Raw genomic sequence first — 25,654 nt, 5'->3', positions numbered from 1 at the left:
AATGCGTCCCGTCCCGCGGCCCGGCCGGCCGGGCCGCGGGGGGCGTCCTATTCGTCCTCGTCGTCGAGGCGGGCGAGCCAGGTGGCCAGCCGCTCGATCGGGGTCTCGAACTCCGGATTGAGATCGACGAACTCGCGTAGCCGCTCCGCGAGCCAGCGGACGCTGACCTCCTCGTCGCCGCGCCGGTCGGCCAGCTCTTCGATGCCCCTGTCGGTGAAGTACATGTACCTCGCTCCTGATCGTCTCCATAAAGGGGAAGTCCCCCGCGGACCGGCCGTGGGGGACTTCTCTCGGGATGCCGTGGGCCCGGAGGCCCGGACGACTAGCCGAAGATCTCCTTGGCGATCGCCGCCAGCTCGGCGTCGTGCGCCGAGTGGGAGCCGGTCGCCGGCGACGAGTTCGCCGGACGGGAGACCCGGCGCAGCTTCCGGCCGTCGAGCAGCTCGGGCCGCTCGGTCAACTTCAGCGTGAGGTACGGCCACGGGCCCATGTTGACCGGCTCGTCCTGCGCCCAGATCAGCTCGGCGCTGCCGGAGTAGCGCGCCAGCTCCGCCTTCAGCGGGTTCTCCGGGAACGGGAAGAGCCGCTCGATGCGGACGATCGCGACGTCGGTCCGGCCGGACTTCTCCCGCGCGTTGACCAGGTCGTAGTAGACCTTGCCGGAGCACAGGACCACCCGGGTGACCGCCGCCGGATCCACCGTCGTGTCGCCGATGACCGGCCGGAACGAGCCTGTGGTGAACTCCGACGTCGCCGAGGCCGCGCCCTTGTGCCGCAGCAGCGACTTGGGCGTGAACACGATCAGCGGCCTGCGCCGGTTGGACAGGACCTGCCAGCGCAGCAGGTGGAAGTAGTTCGCCGAGGTGGTCGGCTGGGCGACAGTCATGTTGTCCAGCGCGCACATCTGGAGGTAGCGCTCGATCCGGGCCGAGGAGTGGTCCGGACCCTGGCCCTCGTAACCGTGCGGCAGCAGCAGCACGACCGACGACCGCTGGCCCCACTTCTGCTCACCGGACGAGATGAACTCGTCGATGATCGACTGGGCGCCGTTGGCGAAGTCGCCGAACTGGGCCTCCCAGCAGACCAGGGCGTCGGGGCGCACCACGCTGTAGCCGTACTCGAAGCCCATCGCGGCGAACTCGCTCAGCAGCGAGTCGTACACGTAGAACTTCGTGGTGCCGTGGTTGAACGTCTTCAGCGGGGTGTGGTCCTCGCCGGTGACCCGGTCGACCAGGACGGCGTGCCGCTGGCCGAACGTGCCGCGGCGGGAGTCCTGCCCGACGAGACGGACGGGGTGGCCGTCGATCAGCAGGCCGCCGATGGCGAGCGCCTCGCCGGTCGCCCAGTCGATGGCGTCGTCGGTGATCATCGTGCCGCGGCGCTGCAGGATCGGCGTCAGACGCGGGTGGACCGTGAAGCCCTCGGGCAGGTTCAGCTGGGTCTCGATGACCCGCTTGACCGTCTCCTCGGAGATCGCCGTCTCGGTGTCCTCGTGCGACCACGGGATCACCTCGTCCGCCGGCGGCTTGACGACCGCGCCCGGCTCCAGCGGCTTCTTGGCCGCCTCGCGGGTCTCGGTGAACGCCCGCTCGAGCTGGTCCTGGTAGTCGCGCAGCGCCTGCTCGGCCTCTTCGACCGTGATGTCGCCGCGGCCGATCAGGGCCTCGGTGTAGAGCTTGCGGGTGGACCGCTTGGCGTCGATCAGGTCGTACATCAGCGGCTGGGTGAACGAGGGGTTGTCCGTCTCGTTGTGACCGCGGCGCCGGTAGCAGACCATGTCGATGACGACGTCCTTGCGGAACGTCTGGCGGTACTCGTACGCGAGCTCGCCGACCCGGACCACGGCCTCGGGGTCGTCGCCGTTGACGTGGAAGATCGGCGCCTGGATCATCCGGGCGACGTCGGTGGCGTAGACCGAGGACCGCGAGCTGGCCGGGCTGGTGGTGAAGCCGACCTGGTTGTTGACCACGATGTGGACGGTGCCGCCGGTGCGGTAGCCGCGGAGCTGCGACAGGTGCAGCGTCTCGGCGACCACACCCTGGCCGGCGAACGCCGCGTCGCCGTGCACGAGCACCGGCAGGACGGTGAAGCCCTCCTCGCCGCGCTCCAGCAGGTCCTGCTTGGCGCGGACGACGCCTTCGAGGACCGGGTCGACCGCCTCCAGGTGCGACGGGTTGGCCACCACCGAGGCGGTGATCGTGCTGCCGTCGGGGGCGACGAAGTCGCCGGTCGCGCCGAGGTGGTACTTCACGTCGCCCGAGCCGTGCGCGCTGCGCGGGTCGATGTTGCCCTCGAACTCGCCGAACACCTGGGCGTAGGACTTGCCCACGATGTTGGCCAGCACGTTGAGGCGGCCGCGGTGGGCCATGCCGATGACGACCTCGTCCAGGCCCTCGGCCGACGCGGCGCTGATCACCGAGTCGAGCAGCGGGATCAGGGACTCGCCACCCTCAAGGGAGAACCGCTTCTGGCCGACGTACTTGGTCTGCAGGAAGGTCTCGAACGCCTCGGCAGTGTTGAGCCGGCGCAGGATGTGCAGCTGCTCGTCGCGGTTCGCCTTGGCGTGCGGCTTCTCGATCCGCGCCTGGATCCAGGCCCGCTCCTCGGGGTCCTGGATGTGCATGTACTCGATGCCGACGGTGCGACAGTAGGTGTCGCGCAGCACGCCGAGGACGTCGCGCAGCTGCATCAGCGGCTTGCCGCCGAAGCCGCCGGTGGCGAACTCGCGCTCCAGGTCCCACAGCGTCAGGCCGTGCGACTTGATGTCGAGGTCGGGGTGCTTGCGCTGGCGGTACTCCAGCGGGTCGGTGGCCGCCATGAGGTGGCCGCGCACCCGGTACGCGTGGATGAGCTCCAGGACGCGGGCGGACTTCGCCACGTCGTCGTCGTGGGTGGCGGAGATGTCCTTGACCCAGCGGACCGGCTCGTACGGGATCTGCAGCGACTCGAAGATGTCGTCGTAGAAGCCGTTCTCGCCGAGCAGCAGCTGGTGGATCCGGCGCAGGAAGTCACCCGACTGGGCACCCTGGATGATCCGGTGGTCGTACGTCGAGGTCAGCGTCATGACCTTGCTGATCGCCAGGCGGTTCAGCGTGTCGACCGAGGCGCCCTGGTACTCCGCCGGGTACTCCATCGCGCCGACGCCGATGATCGTGCCCTGGCCGGGCATCAGACGCGGCACGGAGTGGACCGTGCCGATCGTGCCGGGGTTCGTCAGGGAGATCGTGGTGCCCTGGAAGTCGTCCACGCCGAGCTTGCCGGAGCGCGCCTTGCGTACGACCTCCTCGTACGCGACCCAGAACTGGCGGAAGTCGAGCGTCTCGGCCGTCTTGATCGACGGGACGAGGAGCTGGCGGGTGCCGTCGGCCTTCTGCACGTCGATGGCGAGGCCGAGACCCACGTGCTCGGGCTTGACGAGGACCGGCTTGCCGTCGACCTCGGCGTAGGAGTAGTTCATCTCCGGCATCGACTGCAGCGCCCGCACGATGGCGTAGCCGATCACGTGGGTGAAGGAGATCTTGCCGCCACGCCCGCGCTGGAGGTGGTTGTTGATAACGATGCGGTTGTCGATCAGCAGCTTCGCCGGGACGGCGCGCACGCTCGTCGCCGTCGGGATCGCGAGCGACGACTCCATGTTGAGCGCCGTGCGAGCCGCGGCACCGCGCAGCTTCTCCTCGGCGGCTCCGGCCGGGACGGGCGCCGGAGCGGCCGCCTTCCTCTCCGGCTTCTCAGCCCTGACCGGCGGCGCGGTGGGCGCCTTCGCGGGGGAGGGAGCTGGGGTGGGAGGAGCGGCAACGGCGGTGGCGCCGGCGGCCGCGGGGGCCTTACCGGTTCCGTTGTAATCAGCGAAGAAGTGCCACCACGCCTTGTCCACTGACTCGGGATCCTGCAAGTACTTCTGGTACAACTCGTCGACAAGCCACTCGTTTTGCCCAAAGCTTGCCAGCGGGTTAGTCCGCGACGACTCAGACGACACGGCGGAAATCGCCCTCTTCCGCAGATCGGCGTTGATGATAGAGAACTCGTCCAAGGCTACTCGCCCGGGACAGGGGGTGCGCCCGTCCGGTCGCAGGTCCCGGCCTATCCTCCCAGGACTGACCAAACAGGTCACGCCCGGGTAGCCCATCTGGGTGATGAGCCGATGCTTACCGTATGGTCATATCGGTGTTACCGGACCAGGCGGGACACGATCCGAACACCGGGAGTGATCTCCTCCAGCCGGGCCGTCAGCTCGTCTCCGGCGGCCGCCAGCTCGTCCAGCGAGAGCGGCTCCAGGCGTTCGAGGAGGAACAGGGCGTCCACGGTGTCCTCCGTGATGCGGGTCCGGACGCACTGCCGCCAGTTCCACCTGCGGCAGGTGACGCCCTCGTCGTCCCGCCAGACGACCTCGCCGATGCCCGGGTCGCCGAGAGCCTCGTCGGACGGCTCGTCGCCCGCGGCCCGGACCAGGCGCGCCGCGCCCCGGTAGTGGGCGAGGTCCTCGCCGCCGATCGGCAGGCCGTGCCGTACGGACACGGCGTTGTAGGCGTCGACCACCAGGTTGATCTCGGGGAGCGGCATCCGCCGGATCAGCGCGTCCACCGAGGGGCGGGTGCGCTGCGGCTTGGCGCCGAACGCCCGGTAGGCCGTACGCCACGCCTCGATCTTCGGGTCGTCGAGCTCGGGCGCCGCCTCCGCCGCCGCGTCCAGCCAGCCGCGCGACCGCTCGTCACTGGGGCCGTTGCCCAGGCCGTACGCGCAGACGGTCAGGACGGCGAAGTCCGGCCGCAGCTCGCGGACCGCCTCATCCACCCGGATTGCCTCGATCATGCGGTACAGCCTACGTGCCACGGGGCATCCCACCCGTCGTGGCATAGCGGAATCGATTGCTCGCGAAGCGTGACATGTCTTGGTCTGTTTCCGGCGCTGGTACGGCCGCCGCCCCGCGGACGGGGCGACGGCCGGGCCGGGGGATCAGGCGCAGGCGGCGCCGTTCAGGGTGAACAGGTCGGGGACGGGGTTGGCGCCGGGGGCGGCGACGCCGTTGAAGCCGAACGTCACCGACTGGCCGGGGCGGATCTTCCTGTTGTGGGACTCGCCGGCGGCGGTGACGGTCGCGCCGCTCTGGGAGACGACGGCGCTCCACTCGTGGGCGATCGTCTGACCGCCGAGGAAGGACCACTTGAGCGACCAGTCGTCGATCGTCTCGGCGCCGGTGTTCTTGATCGTGACCTGGGTGGTGAAGCCCTGCGGCCACGATCCGTGGATCGTGTAGTCCACCTTGCACGTGGGCGGGGCCGGCGGGGCGCCGTCGCCCTGGTCGGCGACGAACGCCGAGATCCACGCGAGGGGCGCGTTCCAGTTGATCGTCAGCTCGTTGGTGGACCAGGCCTCGATGTCGTCGATGTAGCAGAACTGCGGCTCGCAGCCCTTCAGCTTCGCCTGCGCGACCGGGTCCTGGACGCCGGAGTTGGGGCCTCCGGCGAGCGTCCCGGGCGGCGGGTTCGGCAGGTCGGCGTTGAGCGAGTGGGCGTACCACCGGCTGTGCTGGTTCTTCGAGGCGACCTCGCCGTAGCCGGTGACGTACGACTGGTTGAGGGCGTTGCGGCCGAGGAGGTAGTCGACGCCCCGCAGCACGCCGTCCCGGTATGCGAGGTCGCCGGTGATGTCGTACGCCGCCGCGATGACGATCATGTTGTTGAGGACCAGGGCGTTGGATCCCCAGTCGTAGGTCGGCGGGTTGTACGGCATGCCGTACGGGTGCGCGTTCTGGATGGCGAGGTACTTCTCCGCGCCGGCGACGACGGATCGGCGGACGTCGGCGCGGCCGGGCAGGTCGTTGGGCACGGTCGCGAGGTCGAGGCGGCCCAGCTGGGCGGTGTGGCCCCAGTCGAAGCCGCGTTCGCCCCAGATGTCGGCGGTGTGATGGGGCGAGGCGAGGACGAAGTCCCGGAAGTCCTTCTCACCGGTGGTGATGTAGAGCTCGGCCGCGGCCCAGTAGAACTCGTCGCTGACGTCGGGGTCGTCGTAGGTGCCGCCGCCGACGCCGTCGGAGGGCGAGGCGAGGATGCCGGGGTGGGCCGTGGCGGCGGCCCACGCCTTCTTCGCCGCGCTCAGGTTGCGCGCCGCGAACGCGGTGTCGTACGGCGCGAAGACCCGGGCGGCCTGGGCGGCGGTGGCGGCGAGGTTGAGCGTGGCCGCGGTGGACACGGGGTGGAGCTCCCGCTTCTGCGGGTCGAGGTGCGGCAGCAGCGGCAGGCCGGTCCAGTTCTCGTCGTGGATCTTGTGGTGGACCATGCCGTCGGGGCGTTGCATCTTCAGCAGGAACTCCTGCTCCCAGCGGGCCTCATCGAGGATGTCGGGCACCGCGTCGCCGCTCTCGGGGATGTCGAGGCCGCCGACGGGCGCGGCGGCGGGCGCGTTCTTCGTACGCTCGAACTCGCCCATGAGCTGGGCGACCGAGATGCCGCCGTTGACGACGTACTTGCCGTGGTCGCCCGCGTCGTACCAGCCGCCGGAGACGTCCAGGGTGTAGTCGCAGACGCCCGGCCGGCACGGCACGGCGGTGTCGCCCCGGTTGGGGGAGACGCCCGCGTGCCCGGCGGGCCTGCCGTACCCGGGGCGCAGTGCGTCGTCGATCGCGATCCCGCTGCGCTGCGTGTAGTAGAACTTCAGCGCGTCGCGCTTCAGCTTCCGGTACGCGTCGCCGCCGATGTCGAACGGACGGCTGGTCTCGCCGTCCGCGCTCAGCGTGTAGCCCTCGCCGGCCGTGCGGTACGCGCCGAAGTCGATGGTGTGGACGTTCTGGCCGGAGCTGCCGTCGACGCCGCGCGGGGTGGTGCGGCCCTCGGCCACGGTGGCGCCGTGCGCGTCCTTGAGCCGCCAGGGGAGCGCCTCGGTCGCCTCGGTGACGAGGGTGGCGTTCTTCGGCCCCTCGGGCAGGTAGGCGACCTGGTTCACCCGGACGCGCGGCCCGGTGTCCGGGGTGTAGACCTCGGGCTCCGCGCCGCCCGTGAGTGACACGTCGTCCAGGCAGAACCGCCAGGGTTCGGCGCTGCCGCCGAGCTGGAAGGCGACCTGCCCGTTCGGGAGGTCCACCGGCGAGGTGAACGTGTAGGCGTACGCGTTGCCCGAGACGCTCAGCTCGGGGTTGGCGGCGAGGTACTGCGTGTACGGATCGACGGGGAGCTGGACCAGCGCCTTGACGACCTTGCCGGGGGTGGCGGAGGCGAAGAAGCCGAAGGCGTAGGTCTCGTCCTTGACCAGCGGGATGTCGTTGATCCCGATGATCGCGTCCCATGGGTTGACGGTGCCGCCGGGGACGTCGGCGCACAGGCGTCCGCCGTCGAGCTCGAACGTGAGGTTATCGGTGTGCCACCAGGGCTCGGTCGTGGTGTCGAAGGTGCCGTTGGGGATCTGCTCGGGGCCGTCGGCGCGCGCGGGGACGCCGGCGAGGCAGGTCGCGGCCAGCGCCGCCGCGGCGAGGATGCTGAGTCGTCTGATCACGGGGGATCCTTGGGGGGAGTGTGGGAGCGCTCCCAATGGAAGCGCCTCGATGGTCGCCCGGCCTCTCCCGCTCCGTCAACGATCAGCGGCCGGGGCTCGTGCGATGAGCCGCTCCGCGCCTGGACGGCCGTGAAAGTTTCACAAATCGCAAAGATATATTTGCAAAGTTCTCTTTGTGATGTTAGATGCTGAAGCATGAACGACTCCTTCCATGTCACCGATCCACGGGCGCTCAAGGCCGTGGCCCACCCGCTGCGCGTCCGCCTCCTCGGCGCGTTGCGGAGTCAAGGGCCCGCCACGGCCACCGAGCTGGCCGCCATGTTCGGCGAGAGCTCCGGCTCGACCAGCTATCACCTGCGCCAGCTCGCCAAGTACGGCTTCGTCGAGGAGGACAGCGAGCAGCGCGACCGGCGCGAGCGCCGCTGGCGGGCGGTTCACGCGTACACGTCGTGGAGCAACCTCGAACTGGCCGGCACGCCCGAGGGGCGCGAGGCGGTCTCCTTCATGCGCCGCAGGCAGCTTGAGCTGCTCAGGTCCACCGTCGAGTCGTTCGACCGGGAGAGCGCGTCCTTCGGCCCGGAGTGGATCGAGGCGGCCGGCATGTCCGACGACATCGCGCGGCTCACGCCCGCCTCGGTCACGATGCTCTACGAGCGGGTCTCCGCCATGGTCCAGGAGCTTGAGGAGCGCGACAAGGACGCGCCCGACACCGAGCGCGTGGCCGTGTTCGTCAGCGCCCACCCGGTGCGCGGCTATGTGGGGTGACGTGGTGAGCGCGGCGAGCGCGCGGCGGCGGTACGCCCTCGTCCAGTTCCTGATGTGGCTGCCGCCGGGGCTCATGATGGCGCCGATGGTGCTGCTGATGTCCGCCAGGGGGCTCGACCTGGGCGAGATCGGCCTGGTGGGTGCGGTGTACTCCGTCACCATCGTGGTGCTGGAGCTGCCGACCGGCGGGCTCGCCGACGTCGTGGGGCGCCGTACGGTGCTCGCGGTCGGCACCGGCTTCAGCGCGGTCGGCCTCGTCGTGATGGCCCTGGCCGACTCCGTGTGGCTGTTCTTCGTGGCCTCGCTGTTCAAGGGCGTCGCGCGGGCGCTGTCCAGCGGCCCCGCCCAGGCCTGGTACGTCGACGCGCTGCACGCGGCCGAGGGGCCGGACGCCGATCTCAAGCCCGGCCTCGCTGTGGGGTCCGCCGCGAGTTCGACGGCCCTGCTCGGCGGGGTGCTCGCGGGCGGTCTCGTGCCGCTGGTGCTGCCCGGCGACGAGGTGCTGCGGCTCTCGGTCCCGGTGTGGTGCGGCGCGGTCGCGGCGGCCGCCGCGCTCGTCGCGGTCGTCGTCGCGATGCCGGAGCCGCGGCGGTCGGCGTCGATCGGTGGGACGGTCCGATCGCGGTTCGGCGAGATCCTCGCGGACGTCCCGCTGACGATCCGGGACGGCCTCCACATGGCGGTGCGCGACCGGGGCCTGGCCCGGCTGCTGCTGGTCTCGGCGGCGGGCGGGATGATGCTGGCCGCCATCGAGACGCTGACGCCGGTGCGGCTGGCCGAGCTCACCGGCCGGCTGGAGTCGGGGAGCACGGTCTACGCGTTCGTGGCCGCCGTCGGCTTCGCCGCGAACGCCGTCGGGAGCTCGGTCGCCCCGCTCGTGGCCCGGCTCCTCCGCACGTCCACCCGCGCCGCGGTCGCCGCGATCGCGGTGGCCGCCGCGTCGCTCGGCGGGCTGGCGGCGTCGGTCGCGCTGTCCGGCACGGCGGGCGTCGTCGCGGCGGGCGTGGCGTACTTCCTCGTCTTCGCGGCGCTCTCCGTCGAGGAGCTGGTCCGCGGCGAGCTGATCCATCTGCGGGTGGAGTCGGCCCGGCGCGCCACGGTGATGTCCGTGGACTCCCTCCAGCTCCAGTTCGGCGGCCTGCTGATCACGCTCGGGCTGGGCCCGCTGACCACCGGCCTCGGCATCGGCGGCACCTGGGCGGCCGTGGCCGTCCTGATCCTCGTCTCGTCCCTCCTGTTCGTACGGCTCCCGGCCCGTCGGACGGCCCCCGTACCCGCCCCGACTAGAACTTGATTCGGTAGCCGGGGCAGAATCGTTCCGGCGAAAGGGGCAGTGCCGATGAGCAAGCCGATGGTGACCGCGGCGAACGAGCAGCAGCGTGCGGCCTGGAACGGAGGGGCGCTGCCCGAAGTGGAGCGGGTGCGGCCCGGACTCTGGTCGATCCCGGTGCCGATCCCGATCAACCCGCTGCGGTACGTCCTGGTGTACGCGATGGAGTTGCCGGACGGCGTCGCGGTCATCGACGCGGGGTGGAACACCGACGAGGCGTACGAGGCGCTCTCCGCCGGCCTCGGCGTGGCGGGATACGCGGTCACCGACATCAAGGCCGTGCTGGTGACGCACATCCACCCGGACCACTACGGCCTCGCGGGACGGCTCCGGGAGGCGTCCGGCGCGTGGATCGGGCTGCACCCCGAGGACGCCCGGCTGGTGCACGACCGCTACGACGAGCCGGGCATCAAGGAGCTCGCGGACCGGGGGCGCGAGCTGCTGCTCCGCTGCGGCGTGCCGGACCTGACGGCCCAGGAGCTCGCCGGGGCGTCGATGATGATGCGCAGCTACGTCTCGACGGCCGTGCCGGACCGGCTGATTGAGGACGGCGAGCGCCTCGACCTGCCCGGCTGGAACCTGAAGGCCCTCTGGACGCCCGGTCACTCGCCGGGCCACCTGTGCTTCGTCGAGGCCGACCGCAAGCTGCTCTTCTCCGGCGACCATGTGCTTCCCCGCATCACGCCGCACGTGGCCGTCCACCCGCAGTCGGCGGCCAACCCGCTGGCGGACTACCTCGACTCGCTGCGGAGCGTCGGCAAGCTGGACGTGGACGAGGTGCTGCCCGCCCACGAGTACCGCTTCCTGGAACTGTCGGAGCGGGTGGACTACGTGATCGGCCACCACGAGGAGCGGCTCGCCGAGGTCGCGGCCGTGCTCAAGGCGGCGGACGGCGTGACCTGCTGGGAGCTGGCCACCCGCCTCACCTGGTCGCGGCCGTGGGAGACGATTCCGCTGTTCATGCGGCGCTCCGCGACCAACGAGACCCTCGCCCACCTGGTGTGGCTGGAGGTCAGGGGCCTGGCGACCCGGGTCGCGGGCGAGCCCGACGTATGGCTTTTCGCGGAAAACCAGTAGGGGCCACGGACCTCGGCCGGTCGGTCACTTCGCCGGAACGACGCCCCGTCAGGCGAGCCGTACGGTGCCGCGTCCGACGGTGAGCGGCAGGTCGAGGACCGTGCGGATGCCCGGCGGCGCGGCGCACACGGAGGCGATCGAGTTGACGGCGTGCGCCGCCGCCCCGGCCAGGCCGTGCTCCACCTCGTCGATCGCCACCGCCATCGAGGGACGGCCCTGGATGTGGACGGCGAAGCCCGGCGGGGCCCACCGCGACACCCGAGTGGCGTCCGCCTTGTAGACGCACTCGACGGTCATGAGGGGCCGTCCCCTGACCAGGCCGCTGAAGACCCACCGGGACGCGCAGACCGTGCCCGGCCGCACCACCCCCGCGGCGATCTCGAACTCGTCGGCGGCCAGGTCGTACTCGTCGCTCTCCTCGACGTCGTCGAGGTCGACGCCGAGCGCGTGCGCGACGAGCTGCACGCTCTCGGAGAACAGCGCCCGCTGGAACGCCCGGAACGGCCGGACGGTCGCGGCGTAGTCCTTCGGCTCGCGGGTGAACCCGATCAGGTCCGTGACGATCTGGCGGGACGGATGGCCCCGGTAGTCGGACGACTCGCGCACGTAGATGTGGTCGATGCGGCCGGACAGCCCGCTCAGCGCGAGCGGCAGCAGGTCGCTCATGAACCCGGGGTTGATGCCGGTGCCGTGCAGCGACGTCCCGCCGTGCGCGCACGCCGTCTCCAGCCGCTCGACCAGGCGCGGGCCGTGCGCGCGGGGGTAGACGAATCCGGCGGTGGTGATGACGTTCTTGCCGGAGGACAGCAGGGCGCAGACGGCCTCCACGTCGCTCGCCGGATCACCACCGAAGTAGGCGGCGGGGAGCGGCATGTGCAGCACGCAGTCGGCGTCGAGCGCGAGGATCTCGTCGACGTCGTCGGTGCACCGGACCCCGGTGGCGCCGAGGCCCACCAGTTCCCCCGCGTCGACCCCGACCTTGTCCGGGTCGTAGACGAGGACCCCGGCCAGCTCGAAGTCCGACCTGTTGATCACATCGCGGAGCGCGTACCCCCCGACTGCGCCGGTGGCCCACTGGACCACGCGCAGCGGTGGAGATGAGGGCATCGGGGGCCTCCCGTCAGGTGTGCCGTCGCTTTCACCCATGCCCGTGCGGGATCAAGGACTATAGCAGAAATTTACTGAGTCGATCACTATCTGCAAAGGCAGATTGTCGTCTGATGTCCCTTACGGGAGGGGGAGTTATTGTTTGCACGGGCACCAGAATGTTGTTCTCTTCGGAAGGGCGGGACGGGATGTCCGATCTCAGGTTCGACGGGAAGGTCGCCATCGTCACCGGCGCGGGCCACGGGCTCGGCCGCTCGCACGCGCTCCTGCTCGCCGAGCGGGGCGCGAAGGTCGTCGTGAACGACCTCGGCGGCGCGCTCGACGGCAGCGGCGCCTCGACCGGCCCGGCCGCGGAGGTCGTCGAGCTGATCACCAAGAACGGCGGCGAGGCGGTCGTGAACGCGGACAGCGTCGCCACCCCGGAGGGCGCCCAGGCCATCGTGCAGGCGGCACGCGACGCCTTCGGCCGGATCGACGTCGTCGTCAACAACGCCGGCATCCTGCGCGACAAGTCCTTCGGGAAGATGGGCGTCGAGGACTTCGACGCGGTCATCGCCGTCCACGTGCGCGGGGCGTTCCTGGTGAGCCGGGCCGCGTTCCCGCACATGAAGGAGCAGGGGTACGGCCGTATCGTCAACACCTCTTCGCCGGCGGGGCTGTTCGGCAACTTCGGCCAGGCCAACTACTCCACCGCGAAGATGGGGCTGGTCGGCCTGACCAAGACGCTCGGCATCGAGGGCGCCCGCGCCAACATCAAGGCCAACGCGATCGCGCCGATCGCCTGGACGCGGATGACCGAGACACTGCTCCCGGCCGAGTTCGAGGCCAAGTTCACCCCGGAGCGGATCAGCCCGCTGGTCGCCTACCTCGCGCACGAGAGCTGCGAGACCAGCGGAGAGGTGTTCTCCGTCGGCGGCGGCCGGGTCGCCCGCATCTTCGTCGCCGAGGGCCCCGGATGGCGGGACGACGCGATCACCCCCGAGGCGGTGCGCGACAACTGGGAGGCCGTCATGGCCGAGGAGCCGTACCTCCGGCCCACCACCCTCGGACAGCAGGGCGGCGCATCGATGCAGGCGATGCTGTAACCCCGGCCTTCGCCGGATCTCCTCCCGTATCGGAAAGCTGTAACCCCGGCCCTGGCCGGATCTTCTCGCGCGCTCAGTCGCCGGCCGACTTGAGGCGGTGGATCTCGGCGGCGGTGCTGCGCTCGGCCGCTCTGACGAAGCGCAGCACCGCGGCGAGTTCTTCGTCGGTGTAGCCGCTCACGTCATCTCGCGTCCGTTCGATCAGCCCCGCGTAGGCGGCCCGCACTCTGTCGAGGCCTTCCTTGGTGGGCTCGATGAGGATCCGCCTGCGGTCGCCAGGAGCCGGCACGCGGCGCACGCAGCCGGCGGCGACCAGCCGATCGATCATGCGCGTGGCCGAGCCCGTGGTGATGTTGACCCGCTTGGCCAGTGCTCCCGGTGTCGTGGGGCCCTGCTGGTCCAGCACGTACAGGCATTGCACATCGGTGTCGGAGACGCCCAGGCTGGCCGCCACGACGTTGTTGAGCTGGACCACCAGGATCGCCCAGCTGGGCACCGCGGCCGTGATGAGCTCGTCGAGTAGTGCGCGTCTGTCCTGGTCGGACCCCGTCATCGTGGCTGTACCCCACTCAATTCGCTGCCCTGTGCAGTAATCCCGTGCTAGCGTTTGCTGCATAGAGCAGTAGTCGGCATCGCTACTGCTGTTCTGTGCAGCAATGATATCGCATTCGTCCGATCCTGGAGTGCAGGCTCAGCGTGATCACCACTTCGTCCCGCCGCAACAGCGGCGCCACTCCCGCCCCCCTGTCCGGACGGGCCGCGGCCGTCGTCCTGGCCGCGGTCCTCATCGCCTCCTTCATGGAGCTGCTCGACGCCACGATCGTCAGCGTGGCTGCCCCCCAGATCGCCGCGGACCTGGGCGCCGGCGAGGCTGCCCTGCAGTGGACGCTCGCCGGGTACACCCTCGCCGTCGGAGCGGGTCTGATCACCGGCGGCCGCGTCGGCGACCAGTTCGGACGCCGACGGGTGTTCCTCCTGGGGCTGGGCGGGTTCATGCTGGCGTCGGCCGGCTGCGGGCTGGCGCCGACATCCGGCGCGCTCATCGGCATGCGCGTCGCGCAGGGTCTGGCCGGCGGGCTGATGATCCCGCAGGTGTTCGGCGTGATCCGCGCCTCGTTCGCGCCGGAGGCGCGGGGCAAGGCACTCGGCGTCTACGGCGCCGTGCTGGGCCTGGCCTCCGTGGCCGGTCCGCTGCTCGGCGGGGTCCTGACCGAAGCCGACCTGCTGGGCCTGGGCTGGCGGGCGGTCTTCTGGGTTAACGTGCCGATCGCGATCATCGGGCTGATCATCGGGATCCGCTTCCTGCCCGAGTCCACAGCGGCGGGCGGCGCCCGTCTGGATCTGCCCGGCGCGATGCTCGCCGCGGCTGCCTCGGTGCTTTTGCTCCTGCCCTTGGTGCAGGGCCGCGAATGGGGCTGGCCCTGGTGGGGGTTCGCCATCCTCGCCTCCGCGATCTTCGTCGCCGCCCTGTTCCTCCTGCGTGAACGGCGGCTCGCCGCACGTGGCGGTCAGCCCATCCTCGACCCCGCCCTGCTGCGCGTGCGCGCCTTCGCCGGCGGCCTGTCGGTGAGCCTGCTGTTCTTCGGGGCGATCGGCTCCTTCTTCCTCCTGTTGTCCCTCTACCTGCAACTCGGCACCGGCCGCACCGCGCTCGAGACCGGCCTGGTGATCCTTCCGTACGCCGTCGGCTCGATCGTCACCTCGGGCGTCGGCGCCCAGCTCGCGCACCGCGCCGGCCGCGCCCTGATCGTCTCCGGCGCCCTGGTCCTGGCCGCGTCCCAGGTCGTCCTGCTGCTGCTCGTCCGCGGCGGCGCCGCTCCCTCCTTCTGGGCCCTCGCCGCACCGCTGTTCCTCGGCGGTCTGGGACTGGGACTCACCGCCCCGTCCCTGATCAACGTCGTCCTCGCCGGCGTGCCGGGTAAGGACGCCGGCGCCGCGGGCGGCGTTCTCACCACCGTCACCCAGCTCGGCAACGCGCTCGGCGTCGCCGCCCTCGGTGCCGTGTTCTTCGCCCGGGTCGAAGGCTCCTTCACCGGCGCAGCCACCCCCCTCGCCGCCTACGGGGATGGCCTGGCCGCGATCCTGCCGTGGCAGATCGCCTGCTACGTCGTCGCGGCCGCCCTGATGTTCCTCCTCCCCGCTCGCGCGCACGCGCCGCACGCATGACCGCGAGATCCACCGCTGAGGGAGAGCCGATGACCGCCGCGCCCGATGCCGCCATCGACCCGTTCGCGATCACCACCCGCGGGCTCACCGAGCCGCATCCCGGCCGCGCCGCCATGCGCGCGGCGGGTCCCATCGTCCGGGCCCAGGCCCCGGCCGGCGGCCCGGTGTGGATCATCACCGATGACGTGCTCGCCCGGGAGGCCCTCGTCCATCCCCGCATCGTCAAGGACCCCGCTTTCGCCCCTGCCGACTGGGAGCCGCGCCTCGCGGGGCTCGAACCGGCCGCCGCCGTCCAGCCGTCACTCACGACTTTCGACGGCCCGGCACACACCCGCCTGCGCCAGGCGCACGCCCCGCTGTTCACCGCCCGGCGCATGAGTGGCTACGCCGAGAGGGTCGCCGCGATCGCCCGCTCCCTGCTGGCCGGCGTGGCCGGCGAGACCGGCGAGACCGGCGAGGCCGGCGAGGCGGTGGATCTGACGGCGGACTTCACCACCCGGTTCCCGCTTACCGTGATCTGCGACCTGCTCGGCGTCCCGCTCGACCGCGTCGATCAGGCCATCGCCGCCTGCCGCCGCATGTACAGCGGTAACCCCGAGGAGGTCGGCATGGCGATGGCCGCCTTCGCCGATCTGGCCGCCGCCGCGCTGGAGGAGGGCCGCCACGGCCTCGCCGTCAAGCTCCGCGACCGGGTCCCCGGCGAGATCACTCGATCGCAACTTCACTACCTGCTCTTCACCCTGATCTACGCCGGGCAGCTGACCACCGACCCGTCGCTGGGCTTCCTGCTCGCACGTTTCTTCGGGGAAGACCACGCCGTGGCGGACGGGACCGCGGTCGAGGACCTCGTCCGCGACACGCTGCGCGAACACGCGCCGGCGCCCTTCACCCTCTGGCGCTTCACGTCAGCCGAGATCGACCTCGCCGGGCTGAGGCTCCCCGCCCGCTCTCCGATTCTCATCGACATCCAGGGCATCAACACCGACCCCCGGCGCTCGATCGGCCCAGACCTCACCTTCGGCGCGGGCCCCCACTACTGCACCGGCGCGCACTTGGCCCAGGTGCAGCTGCGCGTCGTCGTGGACGTGATCCGGGCCGACTTCCCTCACGCGAGGCTTGCCGTGCCGTACGCCGAGCTCCTTCAGGCCGACTTCGGCGGCATTCAGGGGAGCAGGCTGACCACCCTTCCGGTGCGCCTGCGCGGCTGAGACTTTTGCAGATTTCGACGAAAGTTATGCGGCCTACGTAGAAAAGGTCTTCACAGTTCCGCAGAAGAGGGGTAAGTTCGCGCCATCTCACTCCGATGCGGAGGCTTCGTGAAGCGCATGCGGCCAGAGAACGCGCACCAGGCGATGTTGTTGCGGCTCCTGCGGGAGGGCGGACGGTCCCGGGCAGAGCTGGGCGATGTGGTGGACCTGTCCAGGTCCAAGCTGAACGTTGAGCTCGACCGGCTGATCGAGCTGGGCCTCGTCGAGCCGGACGGGCTCGCCGAGTCACGCGGCGGCCGGCGGTCCGGCAAGGTACGGCTGTCGCGGCAGACGCGATTCGCCGGGATCGACATCGGCGCGACGTCGGTCGACGTCGCGGTCACCGACGGTGAGCTGAACGTCCTCGGGCATCTGAGCGAGCCGTGCGACATCCGGGAGGGCCCGGCCGTCGTGCTCGATCGGGCGGTCACCCTGCTGGGCAAGCTCCGAGAGCAGGGCCTGTACAGCCAGCTCCACGGCGCGGGCATCGGCCTGCCGGGCCCGGTCAGCTTCCCCGAGGGCGTCCCCGTCGTCCCGCCGATCATGCCGGGCTGGGACCGCTACCCGGTCAGGGAGGCGGTCAGCGAGGAGCTCGGCTGCCCGGCCCTGGTGGACAACGACGTCAACATCATGGCGCTCGGCGAGCTGCACGCCGGGCTGGCCCGGCAGGTCGGCGACTTCCTGCTCGTCAAGATCGGCACCGGCGTCGGCTGCGGCATCGTGGTCGACGGCAAGATCTACCGCGGCGTCTCCGGCAGCGCCGGCGACATCGGCCACATCAGGGTGGACGACGACGGCCCGATCTGCGCCTGCGGCAACTCCGGCTGCCTGGAGGCGTACTTCGGCGGCGCGGCGCTCGCCCGGGAGGCGACGGCCGTCGCACGGTCGGGCGGCTCGCCGTACCTGGCGGAGCGGCTCGCGGCGGCCGGGGAGCTGACCGCGCAGGACGTGGCGGTCGCGGCGGCGCAGGGGGACGCCGCGGCGATCCAGATCATCCGCGACGGCGGGCGGCGGGTCGGCCAGGTGCTCGCCAGCCTGGTCAGCTTCTTCAACCCGGGGCTCGTCATCATCGCCGGAGGCGTGGCCCGGCTCGGGCACGTGCTGCTCGCGGAGATCAGGAGCGTCGTCTACCGCAGGTCGCTGCCGCTGGCGACCGGCAACCTGCCCATCGTGCTCTCCGAGCTCGGCGACGCCGCCGGGATCGTCGGCGCGACCCGGCTCATCAGCGATCACGTCTACTCGGCCGGTTAACCGGCCGTCCCTTCCCATCGCCGACTCCCGACGAACGCGCACCGCGTACGCGTAACGCCCCACCGCAGCAACTGGAGGCACCATGCCGGCGTCACCCCCCGACACGGCACCCCTGCTCACCATGCGGGGAATCGTCAAGCGGTTCCCCGGCGTACGAGCCCTGGACGGCGTCGACCTCGAAGTCAGGGCGGGCGAGGTGCACTGCCTGCTCGGCCAGAACGGGGCGGGCAAGTCCACGCTCATCAAGATCCTCTCCGGCGCGCACCAGCCCGACGAGGGCGAGGTCCTGCTGGGCGGCGAGTCCGTACGGCTGGCCACCCCGACGGCGGCCATGCGGCAGGGCATCGCGACCATCTACCAGGAGCTCGACCTGGTGGACGGGCTCTCGGTCGCCGAGAACATCCTGCTCGGCCACGAGCGGGCGTCGTTCGGGTTCACCCGGCGCGGCGAGAGCAACCGGATCGCCGCAGACCTGCTGCGGCGGCTCGGACACGGCGAGATCCCGCCCGGAACCGAGGTGGGACGGCTGCCCCCGGCCGCCAAGCAGATCGTCAGCATGGCCCGCGCGCTCTCGCACGACGCCCGCCTGATCGTCATGGACGAGCCGTCCGCCGCGCTCTCGCACGACGAGGTGGCCAACCTCTTCCGGATCATCCGCGAGATCACCGCCCAGGGTGTGGCCGTGGTCTACATCTCGCACCGGCTGGAGGAGATCCGCGAGATCGGCGACCGGGTCACCGTGCTCAAGGACGGCCGCACGGTCGCGGTGGGGCTGCCCGCCACGACCCCCACCGGCCGGATCGTCTCGCTGATGACCGGCCGTGACGTCGAGTACGTCTTCCCGCCGCGCCCGGCGCCCTCCGGAGAGCGGCCCGAGGTGCTGCGGGTGGAGGGGCTGACCGTGCCCGGGGTCTTCTCCGACGTCTCCTTCTCGGTCCGTGCCGGAGAGATTGTCGGGCTGGCCGGGCTGGTCGGGTCCGGCCGCTCCGAGATCCTGGAGGCCGTGTACGGCGCCCGCCGCGCGTCCGGCCGGGTCCTGCTCGACGGCCGCGCCGTGCCGCCGGGCCGGACGGCCGCGTCCGTACGGCTCGGCATGGGCCTCGCGCCGGAGGAGCGCAAGGCGCAGGCCCTGCTGCTCGACCAGAGCGTCACCCGCAACATCACGCTCGCCGGGCTCGGCCGGTACGCGCGGGCCGGCTGGGTGGACCGGCGCCGTGAGGCGGCCGAGGCGGCCCGGCTGGCCGAGGCCCTCGACATCCGGCCGCCCGATCCGCGCCGGCCGGTGAAGACGCTCTCCGGCGGCAACCAGCAGAAGGCCGTGCTGGCCCGCTGGCTCGTCGAGCCACGCAGGCTGCTGCTGCTCGACGAGCCGACCCGCGGTGTGGACGTGGGCGCCCGCGCCGAGCTGTACGCCGTCATCCGGCGGTTGGCCGACGAGGGCGTGGCGGTCCTGCTGGTGTCCAGCGAGGTGCCCGAGGTGCTCGGGCTCGCGGACCGGGTGCTGGTCGTCCGCGAGGGCCGGATCGTCCACGAGGCCCCCGCCGTGGAGCTCGATGAGCACCGCGTCCTCGACCTGGTCATGGTTTCGACGAACGAGGAGTCCCGCGTTGACTGAGGCGACCCCGACAAACGTGGCGAGAAGGCCCTTCCTGGGGAGGATCGGGGAGGTACCGCATGTCGGCCTCGTCGCCGCGCTCGTCCTCCTGGCGATCGTCGGGCTGGCGACCCGGCCGGAGAACTTCGCCACCTCCTCCAACCTGGTGAGCATCCTCGCGCTCGCCTCGACCATCGGCGTGATCACGGTCGGCATGACGTTCGTGATCATCGGAGGCGGCATCGACCTGTCCGTCGGAGCGGTCATGGCGCTCTCCTCCGTCTGGGCCACCACCCTGGCCACCCAGTCGTACGGCCCGGCGGTCATGATCCTTTGCGCGGTCCTGGTGGGGACGGGGGCCGGGCTGGTGAACGGCTTCCTCATCGCCTACGGCCGGATGGTGCCGTTCATCGCCACCCTCGCGATGCTGGTGGCGGCCCGGGGACTGGCCCAGCGCATGTCCGGCCAGCGGACCCAGCTGGTGCAGCAGGCCAACACCGCGATCGTCGAACTGTCCACCACCCGGGTGCTCGGGCTGCCGCTGCTGGTCTACGTCTTCGCCCTGGTGGTGGCGCTCGGCTGGATCCTGCTCAACCGGACCACCTTCGGCCGCCGGACGTACGCCGTGGGCGGCAACCCCGAGGCGGCCCGGCTGGCCGGCATCGACGTCCGGCGGCACACGATGCTGCTGTACGGGCTGTCCGGCCTGTGCTGCGGGATCGCGGCCGTCCTCATCATGGCCAGGACGACCACCGGATCCTCCACGCACGGCGACCTCTACGAGCTGGACGCCATCGCCGCCGTGATCATCGGCGGCACCCTGCTCAGCGGAGGCCGGGGGACCATCATCGGCTCGATCCTGGGCCTCCTGATCTTCACCGTGATCACCAACCTGTTCATCCTGAACGGGCTCAACACCAGCGACCAGCTCATCGCGAAAGGCCTGATCATCGTCGTCGCCGTGCTGATGCAGCGGCGCGGCGCGCTCACCGGCACCTGACCCCCTCACTTCCGACAGCGTCCAGGGCCGGGAGCGACGACTCGCGGCCCCGGCCCGGCACGCCCTCGATCACCTCTTCTTCAGCCAGCCATTCGCCCACCCCCCAAGGGCGAGCCGCCCTGGGGCTCCACGAACAAGGAGATTCGATGACCCAGACCCCTGGTCGCCGGGGATTCCTCCTCGGCGGTGCCGTACTCGGCGCGGGAGCGCTCGTCTCCGCCTGCACCAGCAACGAGCCGGCCGCGCAGCCCAGCGCGGCGGCGGCCGCGGCGACGACCGAAGCCGCCGCGGGCGGCAACGACCAGCCCGGCACCCAGGTGACGATCGGTTTCTCCGCGCCCGCCGCCGACCACGGCTGGATCGCGGCCATCGCCAAGAACGCCGAGGCCGCCGCCAAGCAGTACTCCGACGTGGTGTTCAAGCCGGTCGAGCCGACCAACGACATCAACCAGCAGATCTCCGCCGTGGAGTCCCTGATCCAGGCGAAGGTCGACGTCCTGGTGCTGCTGCCGAACGACGGCCAGCAGCTCAACCAGGTCGCCCGGCAGGCCATGGACGCCGGCATCCCGGTCGTCAACCTCGACCGGGTCTTCCCCGACAAGCTGTCGTACCGGACCTGGATCGGCGGCGACAACTACGGCATGGGCGTCGCGGCCGGGCACTACATCGGCAAGACGCTCAAGGAGAAGGGGGTGTCCAATCCGGTGATCGTCGAGATCCAGGGCATCGCCACGCTGCCGCTCACGCAGGACCGCAGCAAGGGCTTCGCCGACGCGCTCAAGAGCTACGGCTTCAGCGTCACGGCCAAGCAGGACGCCCAGTTCACCGTCGAGTCCGGCACCGAGGTCGCGGCGAACCTGCTGCAGGCGCACAAGAAGATCGACGCGATCTGGAACCACGACGACGACCAGGGCATCGGCGTCCTGGCGGCGATCAAGGAGGCGGGTCGCAGCGAGTTCATCATGGTGGGCGGCGCGGGCTCGGCGAACGCCATGCGGGAGATCCAGTCCGGCTCCGGCGTGCTGGCCGCCACGGTGACCTACAGCCCGACGATGGCCTCGTCCGCGATCAAGCTGGCCCGGCTCATCGCCCAGGGCAAGGGCATGTCCGACCTGACGGAGAACCAGGTCCCGCAGTCGATCACCCTCGCCTCCGAGACCGTCACCAAGGACAACGTCGCGACCTACCTCCCGCTGGGGTTCGAATCGTGAAGCCGCTGATCGGGGTGGGCCTGGTGGGATACGCGTTCATGGGACGCGCGCACTCCCAGGCCTGGCGGAACGTAACCGCCTTCTTCGACCTGCCGGTGACGCCGTCGATGGCGGTGCTCGCCGGCCGGTCTCGGGAACGCGCCGCGGCGGCCGCGGCCGAGCTGGGCTGGGCCGCGGTCGAGACGGATTGGCGCGAGCTGGTCCGGCGCGACGACGTGCAGGTCGTGGACATCTGCACGCCCGGCGACTCGCACGCGGAGATCGCGATCGCCGCGCTGGAGGCGGGCAAACACGTGATCTGCGAGAAGCCGCTCGCCAACACCGTGGCCGAGGCCGAGGCGATGGCCGCGGCGGCGTCGGAGGCGGCGGCGCGCGGCGTGCGCAGCATGGTCGCCTTCAACTACCGCCGGGTGCCCGCCCTCGCGCTGGCCAGGAGGTTCGTCGCCGAGGGGCGGCTGGGCGAGATCCGGCACGTCCGTGCCCAGTACCTCCAGGACTGGATCGTCGATCCGGAGTTCCCGCTGGTGTGGCGGCTGCGCAAGGAGCAGGCCGGCTCGGGGGCCCTCGGGGACATCGGCGCGCACATCGTGGACGCCGCCCAGTTCGTGACCGGCCAGATGCTGACCGGCGTCTCGGCCATCACCGAGACGTTCGTCAAGGAACGCCCGCTGGCCGAGGACGCCGACGGGCTCTCGGGCGGGAGCCGTACGGGTGGGCGCGGGAAGGTGACCGTCGACGACGCGGCCCTGTTCATCGGCAGGTTCGACGGCGGCGCTCTGGGGTCGTTCGAGGCCACCCGCTTCGCCACCGGGCGCAAGAACGCCCTCCGGCTGGAGGTCAACGGCTCCCTGGGCAGCCTGGCGTTCGACTTCGAGGCCATGAACGAGCTGTGGTTCCACGACGAGACCGAGTCCGACGCCGGGTTCCGGCGGATCCTCGTCACCGAGCCCGGTCACCCGTACCTGGAGGCGTGGTGGCCGCCGGGGCACGGCCTGGGCTACGAGCACACCTTCACGCACGAGGTGCGCGACTTCCTCGCGGCCGTGGCCGCCGGGACCGACCCGTCGCCCTCATTCCAGGACGGCCTGCGGGTGCAGCGGGTGCTGGCCGCCGTCGAGGAGAGCGCGGCCAACGAGTCGCGCTGGACACCGCTGTAACCACCCCGACATCCCTTGAAGTTTCCCTACATCACGTGACATCACATGAAATCCCGTATTGGGAGGAACGAAGATGACGCGACCGATCACGTTGTTCACCGGGCAATGGGCCGACCTCCCCTTCGAGGAGGTGTGCCGGCTCGCCGCCGAATGGGGATACGACGGCCTGGAGATCGCCTGCTGGGGCGACCACTTCGAGGTGGACAAGGCCCTCTCCGACGACACGTACGTGGACCGGAAACGGGAGGTCCTCGCCAAGCACAACCTCGGCGTGTGGGCCGTCTCCAACCACCTCGTCGGGCAGGCCGTCTGCGACCACCCGATCGACGAGCGGCACAGGGGCATCCTGCCCGCGCGCGTGTGGGGCGACGGAGAGCCGGAGGAGGTGCGGCGGCGCGCGGCCGAGGAGATGAAGGACACAGCGCGGGCCGCGGCCAAGCTTGGTGTCCCCACGGTGGTCGGCTTCACCGGTTCGTCCATCTGGCACACCGTGGCGATGTTCCCGCCCGTCCCGCCGTCGATGATCGAGGCGGGCTACCGGGACTTCGCCGACCGGTGGAACCCCGTCCTGGACGTCTTCGACGAGGTGGGCGTGCGCTTCGCGCTCGAGGTGCACCCCAGCGAGATCGCGTACGACTACCACACGACCGTGCGGACGCTGGAGGCCGTCGGCCGCCGCCCGGCGTTCGGGCTGAACTGGGACCCCTCCCACATGGTGTGGCAGCAGGTCGACCCGGCGGGGTTCATCCTCGACTTCGCCGACCGGATCTACCACGTCGACTGCAAGGACACCAAGGTCCGGGTGGGCGACGGCCGCCGCGGCCGGCTGTCGTCCCATCTGCCCTGGGCCGACCTCCGGCGCGGCTGGGACTTCGTCTCGACCGGGCGGGGCGACGTGCCGTGGGAGGAGTGCTTCCGCGCGCTGAACGCCATCGGCTACGACGGCCCGGTCTCGATCGAGTGGGAGGACGCCGGCATGGACCGCCTCGCCGGGGCTCCCGAGTCCCTGGAGTACATCCGGCGGCTGAACGCCATCACCCCGCCGGAGGCGTCCTTCGACGCCGCGTTCTCCTCCGAGTGACCCCTGCTCGGTGAGTGGCCGCCGGGTTCGTTCCGGCGGCCCGGGACCTGCCCGTCGTCCTGGTCCGCCACCGAGTGCGCCCGCGGCGCCGTAAGGCCCGTCCGGCACCACCGGGTGCCGGACGGGCCTCGATCGCCGGCGTTCAGTCCATGACCACGATCTGGCGCAGGACCTCGCCGCTCTTGAGCGCCGCGACGGCGTCGTTGAGGTCGGACAGCTTGATCCTGGAACTGATCATGCTCTCCAGGTCGAGCTTGCCCGCCTTGTAGAGACCGGCGAAGAACGGGAAGTCGTGGCGCACGTCCGAGCCGCCGTAGAGCGAGCTGAGGACGTTCTTGCCCTCGAAGAGCAGGTTGAAGGCGGTCAGCGGCACCGTGTCGTCCATGGCGCCCGCGCCGACGATCACCACGTCGCCGCCGCGCCGGGTGGCCTGCCAGGCGGTCATGATCGCCGCCGACTTGCCGACCACCTCGAAGCCGTAGTCGAAGCCCTGGCCGCCGGTCAGCGTGCCGAGCGCGTCCATGAGCTGGTCCGGCGTGATCGCGTGCGTGGCACCGACCTTCTTCGCCAGCTCGTGCTTGGACTCGAGCGGGTCGATCGCGAGGATCGTGCTCGCCCCCGACAGCCGGGCGCCCTGGATCACCGAGAGGCCCACGCCGCCGCAGCCGACGACCGCGACGGTGGAGCCCGGCCGCACCTTGGCCGTGTTGATCGCCGCGCCGACGCCGGTGGTGATGCCGCAGCCGATCAGCGCGGCCGCCTCGTACGGCACCTCGGGATCGACCTTGATCGCACCCTGCCAGGGGACGACGATCTCCTCGGCCCAGGTGCCGCAGCCGGCCATGCCGAACGCCGGGGTGTCGCCGCCGTACCGGAAGCGCGCGTCCGTGAAGCTCTTCATCACGAACGTCATGCAGAGATGCGGCTGGCCGCCGATGCAGTGGGCGCAGTCGCCGCAGGCGGGCGTCCAGTTGATGATCACGTGGTCGCCCGGCTGGACCGAGGTCACGTGGTCGCCCACCTCGACGACCTCGCCCGCGCCCTCGTGCCCGGGGATCACAGGCAGCGGCATGGGCAGTACGCCGGAGAGCACCGACAGGTCGGAGTGGCACACGCCGGTCGCCTTGATCTTCACGCGGACGTCCGTGGGGCCGACCGGGGCGAGCGTGAAGTCGTCACGGATGTCCAGCTTGTCGTCGCCGACCGCGTGCAGCAGAGCTCCGCGCATTTGACCTCCTGGGGGGTTACTCGTCTTCGAGCGATAGGGCGGCTTTGGGACAGGAACGGACCGCGTGCCGTACGCGGGCGAGCATCTCCGCGGGCGGCTCGGGTAGCACGACGAGCAGCCGGTCGTCGTCGTCGAGTTCGAAGACCTCGGGGGCCAGCCCGGTGCACACCGCGTTGGCCTCGCACACCAGCTCGTCGACTTTGACCTTCAATGGATCTCCTTGGACGGGGGCCGCTGTTCCGGGGGGCGGGGAGGGATCACCCGGAGCCTTGGCCCGGGACCGCGGCGAGTTTCCGGTGATCCCAGGAGACCACCCGGGTCGGCTCGACGATGTAGCCGACGCGCTTGCGCCCGGTCTGCTCGACGTACGCCCGGAGCGGCTCGACGTCGTCCATCCGGGTCATCCGCCGGGTGACCTCCATCCCGATGCCGAGGACGCCCGCCGGGTCGTCGACCCGCCGGGCCACGCCGTACAGCATGACGCCGCGCAGCTCGGCGTAGTCGTCGCCGTCCTCGATCAGGCAGGTCACCCGCGGGTCGCGTTCGATGTTGCGGGTCTTCTGGGCCTTGCCGTACGTCCAGAACGCGATTTTCCCGCCGACCAGGCCGTAGAACATGGTCACCATGTGGGGGGTGCCGTCGGGGTTGATGGTGCCGAGCTGGAGCTTGCGGGCTTCGCCGAGGAGTCCCGCGACCTCCTCGTCGGACATCGCGATCCGGGAGCGCTGGTTCACGCTGCAAAGTAGAACACGTTCCATCATGCCGGACAAGGGGACTCCCGAACCTTGTTCCGGTCGTTGTGGGCTAGGCTCCCTGGCTTGCAGGCGACAGCCGTACATGAAGGACGAACCATGCGGAAGGTGGCCGACC

The 25,654-nt window shown here is 70.9% G+C and carries 21 protein-coding genes; 12 read left to right on the top strand and 9 right to left on the bottom strand.

What is annotated here, in order from left to right; genetic code table 11:
• Window positions 1-47: 47 nt before the first annotated feature.
• The 4 genes from AWQ71_RS42505 to AWQ71_RS02565 form a co-directional block, all read right to left on the bottom strand.
• The gene (locus tag AWQ71_RS42505) at window positions 48-224 is read right to left on the bottom strand and encodes a DUF6104 family protein (protein WP_169806502.1); all 177 of its coding nucleotides are present in this window, start codon (window positions 222-224) and stop codon (window positions 48-50) included.
• 98 nt (window positions 225-322) lie between these two features.
• On the bottom strand, window positions 323-3,976 hold the full coding sequence (locus tag AWQ71_RS02575; protein WP_067126191.1) for a multifunctional oxoglutarate decarboxylase/oxoglutarate dehydrogenase thiamine pyrophosphate-binding subunit/dihydrolipoyllysine-residue succinyltransferase subunit: 3,654 nt from the start codon (window positions 3,974-3,976) through the stop codon (window positions 323-325).
• Window positions 3,977-4,167: 191 nt separating this feature from the next.
• Window positions 4,168-4,809, bottom strand: coding sequence for a B3/B4 domain-containing protein (locus AWQ71_RS02570; RefSeq protein WP_067125791.1), 642 nt, complete (start codon window positions 4,807-4,809; stop codon window positions 4,168-4,170).
• A 144-nt stretch (window positions 4,810-4,953) separates the two neighbouring features.
• Window positions 4,954-7,485, bottom strand: a complete 2,532-nt coding sequence (locus AWQ71_RS02565) for a glycoside hydrolase family 9 protein (protein WP_084258360.1) — start codon at window positions 7,483-7,485, stop codon at window positions 4,954-4,956.
• Between the two features lie 195 nt (window positions 7,486-7,680).
• Between AWQ71_RS02565 and AWQ71_RS02560 the strand changes: the two genes are divergently transcribed.
• Genes AWQ71_RS02560 through AWQ71_RS02550 form a run of 3 tightly spaced genes read left to right on the top strand, consistent with a single transcriptional unit; the run spans window position 7,681 to window position 10,657 of the window.
• Window positions 7,681-8,250 carry a helix-turn-helix domain-containing protein gene (locus tag AWQ71_RS02560; protein ID WP_067125785.1) on the top strand — a complete coding sequence of 190 codons (570 nt, stop codon included), beginning with the start codon at window positions 7,681-7,683 and terminating at the stop codon, window positions 8,248-8,250.
• Between the two features lie 4 nt (window positions 8,251-8,254).
• Window positions 8,255-9,544, top strand: a complete 1,290-nt coding sequence (locus AWQ71_RS02555; protein WP_169806501.1) for an MFS transporter — start codon at window positions 8,255-8,257, stop codon at window positions 9,542-9,544.
• 45 nt (window positions 9,545-9,589) lie between these two features.
• Window positions 9,590-10,657, top strand: coding sequence for an MBL fold metallo-hydrolase (locus AWQ71_RS02550; protein WP_245658072.1), 1,068 nt, complete (start codon window positions 9,590-9,592; stop codon window positions 10,655-10,657).
• A gap of 48 nt (window positions 10,658-10,705) precedes the next feature.
• Here AWQ71_RS02550 and AWQ71_RS02545 read toward each other — a convergent pair whose 3' ends face one another.
• The gene (locus tag AWQ71_RS02545; protein ID WP_067125777.1) at window positions 10,706-11,764 is read right to left on the bottom strand and encodes an NAD(P)H-dependent amine dehydrogenase family protein; all 1,059 of its coding nucleotides are present in this window, start codon (window positions 11,762-11,764) and stop codon (window positions 10,706-10,708) included.
• 188 nt (window positions 11,765-11,952) lie between these two features.
• On the opposite strand from AWQ71_RS02545, the gene AWQ71_RS02540 reads away from it, so the two are divergent.
• Window positions 11,953-12,849 carry an SDR family oxidoreductase gene (locus AWQ71_RS02540; protein ID WP_067125775.1) on the top strand — a complete coding sequence of 299 codons (897 nt, stop codon included), beginning with the start codon at window positions 11,953-11,955 and terminating at the stop codon, window positions 12,847-12,849.
• Window positions 12,850-12,922: 73 nt separating this feature from the next.
• On the opposite strand, the gene AWQ71_RS02535 is transcribed toward AWQ71_RS02540, so the two are convergent.
• Window positions 12,923-13,402, bottom strand: coding sequence for a MarR family winged helix-turn-helix transcriptional regulator (locus AWQ71_RS02535; protein WP_067125773.1), 480 nt, complete (start codon window positions 13,400-13,402; stop codon window positions 12,923-12,925).
• Window positions 13,403-13,545: 143 nt separating this feature from the next.
• Between AWQ71_RS02535 and AWQ71_RS02530 the strand changes: the two genes are divergently transcribed.
• The 8 genes from AWQ71_RS02530 (at window position 13,546) to AWQ71_RS02495 (ending at window position 23,556) form a co-directional block, all read left to right on the top strand.
• On the top strand, window positions 13,546-15,015 hold the full coding sequence (locus AWQ71_RS02530) for an MFS transporter (protein ID WP_067125771.1): 1,470 nt from the start codon (window positions 13,546-13,548) through the stop codon (window positions 15,013-15,015).
• Window positions 15,016-15,044: 29 nt separating this feature from the next.
• On the top strand, window positions 15,045-16,223 hold the full coding sequence (locus tag AWQ71_RS02525) for a cytochrome P450 family protein (RefSeq protein WP_067125769.1): 1,179 nt from the start codon (window positions 15,045-15,047) through the stop codon (window positions 16,221-16,223).
• 117 nt (window positions 16,224-16,340) lie between these two features.
• A complete protein-coding gene (locus AWQ71_RS02520; protein WP_067126189.1) occupies window positions 16,341-17,513 on the top strand; it encodes an ROK family transcriptional regulator in 1,173 nt (390 codons plus the stop codon).
• Window positions 17,514-17,595: 82 nt separating this feature from the next.
• On the top strand, window positions 17,596-19,128 hold the full coding sequence (locus tag AWQ71_RS02515; protein ID WP_067125767.1) for a sugar ABC transporter ATP-binding protein: 1,533 nt from the start codon (window positions 17,596-17,598) through the stop codon (window positions 19,126-19,128).
• Window positions 19,121-20,107: an ABC transporter permease gene (locus AWQ71_RS02510; RefSeq protein ID WP_067125766.1), complete on the top strand. Its 987-nt coding sequence runs from the start codon at window positions 19,121-19,123 to the stop codon at window positions 20,105-20,107. Before AWQ71_RS02515 ends, AWQ71_RS02510 begins: the two co-directional genes overlap by 8 nt.
• 146 nt (window positions 20,108-20,253) lie before the next feature.
• Entirely contained in the window at window positions 20,254-21,318 is a 1,065-nt protein-coding gene (locus AWQ71_RS02505; protein ID WP_067125765.1) for a substrate-binding domain-containing protein, read from the top strand.
• Window positions 21,315-22,475, top strand: coding sequence for a Gfo/Idh/MocA family protein (locus AWQ71_RS02500; RefSeq protein ID WP_245658071.1), 1,161 nt, complete (start codon window positions 21,315-21,317; stop codon window positions 22,473-22,475). Before AWQ71_RS02505 ends, AWQ71_RS02500 begins: the two co-directional genes overlap by 4 nt.
• A 73-nt stretch (window positions 22,476-22,548) precedes the next feature.
• Window positions 22,549-23,556 carry a sugar phosphate isomerase/epimerase family protein gene (locus tag AWQ71_RS02495; protein ID WP_067125763.1) on the top strand — a complete coding sequence of 336 codons (1,008 nt, stop codon included), beginning with the start codon at window positions 22,549-22,551 and terminating at the stop codon, window positions 23,554-23,556.
• A 142-nt stretch (window positions 23,557-23,698) separates the two neighbouring features.
• Here the strand turns inward: AWQ71_RS02495 and AWQ71_RS02490 are convergent, their stop codons facing one another.
• The 3 genes from AWQ71_RS02490 to AWQ71_RS02480 are packed head-to-tail and all read right to left on the bottom strand — an operon-like array spanning window position 23,699 to window position 25,518.
• Window positions 23,699-24,784 (bottom strand): Zn-dependent alcohol dehydrogenase, encoded by a 1,086-nt coding sequence (locus AWQ71_RS02490; RefSeq protein WP_067125761.1) that lies wholly within the window; start codon window positions 24,782-24,784, stop codon window positions 23,699-23,701.
• A gap of 16 nt (window positions 24,785-24,800) precedes the next feature.
• Entirely contained in the window at window positions 24,801-24,995 is a 195-nt protein-coding gene (locus AWQ71_RS02485) for a ferredoxin (protein ID WP_067125758.1), read from the bottom strand.
• 46 nt (window positions 24,996-25,041) lie between these two features.
• The gene (locus AWQ71_RS02480) at window positions 25,042-25,518 is read right to left on the bottom strand and encodes a pyridoxamine 5'-phosphate oxidase family protein (protein WP_067125756.1); all 477 of its coding nucleotides are present in this window, start codon (window positions 25,516-25,518) and stop codon (window positions 25,042-25,044) included.
• Between the last annotated feature and the right edge of the window lie 136 nt (window positions 25,519-25,654).

The organism is Microtetraspora malaysiensis, assembly GCF_001528665.1.
Classification (GTDB): domain Bacteria; phylum Actinomycetota; class Actinomycetes; order Streptosporangiales; family Streptosporangiaceae; genus Microtetraspora_A; species Microtetraspora_A malaysiensis.
The sequence above is the reverse complement of the archived record's forward strand: the minus strand, read 5'-3'. Positions and strand labels throughout refer to the sequence as shown.

Bases quoted from the DNA above. Each gene is read 5' to 3' on its own strand.
- AWQ71_RS42505 (WP_169806502.1), bottom strand. From the start codon at position 224: ATGTACTTCACCGACAGGGGCATCGAAGAGCTGGCCGACCGGCGCGGC.
- AWQ71_RS02570 (WP_067125791.1), bottom strand. From the start codon at position 4,809: ATGATCGAGGCAATCCGGGTGGATGAGGCGGTCCGCGAGCTGCGGCCG.
- AWQ71_RS02560 (WP_067125785.1), top strand. From the start codon at position 7,681: ATGAACGACTCCTTCCATGTCACCGATCCACGGGCGCTCAAGGCCGTG.
- AWQ71_RS02550 (WP_245658072.1), top strand. From the start codon at position 9,590: ATGAGCAAGCCGATGGTGACCGCGGCGAACGAGCAGCAGCGTGCGGCC.
- AWQ71_RS02545 (WP_067125777.1), bottom strand. From the start codon at position 11,764: ATGCCCTCATCTCCACCGCTGCGCGTGGTCCAGTGGGCCACCGGCGCA.
- AWQ71_RS02540 (WP_067125775.1), top strand. From the start codon at position 11,953: ATGTCCGATCTCAGGTTCGACGGGAAGGTCGCCATCGTCACCGGCGCG.
- AWQ71_RS02535 (WP_067125773.1), bottom strand. From the start codon at position 13,402: ATGACGGGGTCCGACCAGGACAGACGCGCACTACTCGACGAGCTCATC.
- AWQ71_RS02525 (WP_067125769.1), top strand. From the start codon at position 15,045: ATGACCGCCGCGCCCGATGCCGCCATCGACCCGTTCGCGATCACCACC.
- AWQ71_RS02520 (WP_067126189.1), top strand. From the start codon at position 16,341: ATGCGGCCAGAGAACGCGCACCAGGCGATGTTGTTGCGGCTCCTGCGG.
- AWQ71_RS02515 (WP_067125767.1), top strand. From the start codon at position 17,596: ATGCCGGCGTCACCCCCCGACACGGCACCCCTGCTCACCATGCGGGGA.
- AWQ71_RS02505 (WP_067125765.1), top strand. From the start codon at position 20,254: ATGACCCAGACCCCTGGTCGCCGGGGATTCCTCCTCGGCGGTGCCGTA.
- AWQ71_RS02495 (WP_067125763.1), top strand. From the start codon at position 22,549: ATGACGCGACCGATCACGTTGTTCACCGGGCAATGGGCCGACCTCCCC.
- AWQ71_RS02490 (WP_067125761.1), bottom strand. From the start codon at position 24,784: ATGCGCGGAGCTCTGCTGCACGCGGTCGGCGACGACAAGCTGGACATC.